Origin of the sequence: Mesorhizobium sp. M7A.F.Ca.CA.002.15.2.1 (assembly GCF_003998715.1) — a bacterium.
GTDB classification, from domain to species: domain Bacteria; phylum Pseudomonadota; class Alphaproteobacteria; order Rhizobiales; family Rhizobiaceae; genus Mesorhizobium; species Mesorhizobium ciceri.
In genome coordinates, this window is record NZ_RZPI01000725.1 from 1 (window position 1) to 2,677 (window position 2,677).

The 2,677-nt window shown below is 63.2% G+C and carries 3 protein-coding genes and 1 pseudogene; all 4 read right to left on the reverse strand.

The features are described from left to right. Positions 1-275: pseudogene (locus ENZ74_RS28235) on the reverse strand (hypothetical protein); the annotation flags it as partial. 153 nt (positions 276-428) lie between these two features. Then, complete coding sequence (iolB, locus tag ENZ74_RS28240; protein ID WP_063169767.1) at positions 429-1,241, reverse strand: 5-deoxy-glucuronate isomerase; 813 nt, start codon at positions 1,239-1,241, stop codon at positions 429-431. Between the two features lie 150 nt (positions 1,242-1,391). Continuing rightward, entirely contained in the window at positions 1,392-1,610 is a 219-nt protein-coding gene (locus ENZ74_RS28245) for a hypothetical protein (RefSeq protein ID WP_027161053.1), read from the reverse strand. Positions 1,611-1,668: 58 nt separating this feature from the next. Continuing rightward, complete coding sequence (iolE, locus tag ENZ74_RS28250) at positions 1,669-2,586, reverse strand: myo-inosose-2 dehydratase (RefSeq protein ID WP_063169768.1); 918 nt, start codon at positions 2,584-2,586, stop codon at positions 1,669-1,671. Positions 2,587-2,677: the final 91 nt, after the last annotated feature.

A 2,677-nucleotide genomic window follows, 5' to 3' on the forward strand; every position in this document is an offset into this window, starting at 1 on the left:
GTCACCACCGGCGTCACCTCGGCAAAAAGGTCGAGTGCGGCGCGCAGCGAGACTTCCGTCTCGTTGGCAGCCAGGCGGAACGGTGCTTTCAGCGTCGCATGGAAACCATAGCGGCGCGCCGAAGCGGTGTGGAAAGCCACTTCCGCCGCCGACAGGTCGGCCACCGCTTCGACCGGCCTCGTGGCGGCGCCAAACGGGTCGCGGCCCAGCCAGTCGGCGGCGATCCGCGCCAGTGGCTCGTCCTGCCGGGGAGTGAAATAGAGGGCGTAGCGCATGGAAAGTCCTTGTCAGCTTCGCTGCCATAGGTGATTTCCATGACGAATTGACGAAGCCTTGCTGGCTTTCAGGTAACAAAACGCTGCGGCGGGGTCATTAGCCGACGATTTTTTCGTGCTGGACCAGGGGGCGAGTGCTCACGCAGCGACCGATCAGGCCTTCATCAGCCATTCATGCTCGGGCGCATTGTGGAACTTCCACGTCCGCTTCGGTCCTGCCATGACGTTGAGATAATAGAGGTCGTAGCCATGGCAGGCGGCGCAGGGGTGATAACCCCTGGGTACCAGCACGACATCGCCATCCTCGATCGCCATTGCTTCGTCGAGCGCGCGATGGCCGTTCTTGTCGGCGTCGGTGTAGACGCGCTGGAAGGCAAAGCCCTGCGGCGGGTTGAGGCGGTGATAGTAAGTTTCCTCGAGGTAGGATTCAGCGGGCAGATTGTCCTGGTCGTGCTTGTGCGGCGGATAGCTCGACGTATGCCCCCCGGGCGTGATGACCTCGACCACCAGCAGCGAATCGGCCGGCTTGCCCTCCGGCAGGATGTTGGTGACATAGCGCGTGTTGGTGCCCTTGCCGCGCACCTCCTGGCCGAGATCGTCCGGTCCGATGACGCGAACCGGCAGGCCGCCGCCAAGGCCCGGCGCCGAGCAGACCGCGACTTCCAGTTCGGTGTCCGCGGTCACCGACCAGTCCGAACCCTCAGGCACGTAGACCGACCACGGCTTGCCCTCGAAGGGCGACATGCGCTCGCCGAGCAGGCCGAGCTCCTTGCCGCCGGCTGAAGCCTTGCCCTTGCCGGTGACGAACACCAGGCAGACTTCGCGATCCTCCGTCTTGCCGAAGGCGCTCTCGCCCGGCTTCAGCCGATGCAGGTCGAAACCGACATAGGTCCAGCCCGCGCTTTTCGGCGTCACATGGGCGACGCGACCGTGGCCCTTGTCGGCTTTGACGAGCAGCTTCGACATTTTTGTCTCTCCTATCGAAATCTTCGAGATCGGCCGAAGCCTCTCTAACTTCGTCATCCTAGGGCCTAGCAGGAGCGAAGCTCCGTCGCGGAGACCCTCGGATGACGAAGTTAGAAGCACTGGAAGCTAACCGCCGACGCATGCGATCAGTCACTCCTTCGGCTCGGGCCCGACCGGAGGCCTCGCCTCGTCAGCAGGCTTGTAGAGATAAAAAAACTGCCAGACGGCGTAGCCGGCGAAGCCGAGCGCGATCATGCCCCAGAACGGCGTGCCGGTGGCGAACTCGATGATCGACCAGATGACGCAGACCGCGACGACGGCGACACGCCGCCACAAAGGCCGGAAGAAGGGGTGTTCGGAATCTTTCATCGGGCCAATCTACAGCAATCGGCCTCGCCGGGAACCCGTCGCACCAGCCATTGGGAAACTAGACATTTGGAAAGCCTTGCGTCTCGACCGTGTATCCGGCCGCCGTCATGACGCGCATCAATTCCTTGTAGCCCACTTGCGCCATCCTGAGCGGCGGGTTCTTCTTCGGGTCCTGCTCGGCCTCGACCACGAACCAGCCCTCATAGCCATGGTCGGCGAAGCGCTGCACGATGGCGCCGAAGTCCAGCGAACCGTCGCCCGGCACGGTGAAGGCGCCGAGCGCCACCGCGTCGAGGAAGGACTGCTTCGTGCGGTCGAGCTTTTCGATCACCCCCATGCGGACGTCCTTCACATGCACATGGCTGATCCGGGTATGGTGGTTGTCGATGGCGCGCAGCACGTCGCCGCCGGCGAATGCCAGATGGCCTGCATCGAGCAGCAGCGGAATGCCGGCTCCGGAATAGCGCATGAAGGCATCGAGTTCCGGCTCGGTCTCGACCACCGCCGCCATATGGTGGTGGTAGGACAGCGGCATGCCTTGTTCGGCGCACCATTCGCCAAATTCGGTCAGGCGCTTCGCATAGGCTTTCATCTCGTCGTCCGACAGCTTCGGCTTGGTCGCCAGCGGCTTCGAGCGGTCGCCCTGGATCGAACGGCCAACCTCGCCATAGACGATGCAAGGCGCGTTCACCGCCTTGAACAGGTCGATCATCGGCTGGATGCGATCCTTGTTGTCGGCCATCTCCCCATCGACCAGCGTGCCCGAGAACCAGCCGCCGCACAGCGTGACGTCGGCGGCCTTCAGGATCGGCAGCATGATTTCGGGGTCATTGGGAAAACGCCGGCCCATCTCCATGCCGGTGAAGCCGGCCGAGCGCGACTGGCGCAGACATTCTTCCAGCGACACGTCATCGCTGAGCTCCGCAAGATCGTCGTTCCACCACGCAATGGGGGACATGCCCAGTTTGGCTTTCAAGTCGTCACTCCGGTCCTAAAACAGTTTCTTGCTCGTTGGCGCCGCCCCTCATCTGCCTGCCGGCATCTTCTCCCCGTGTAGAGACGGGGAG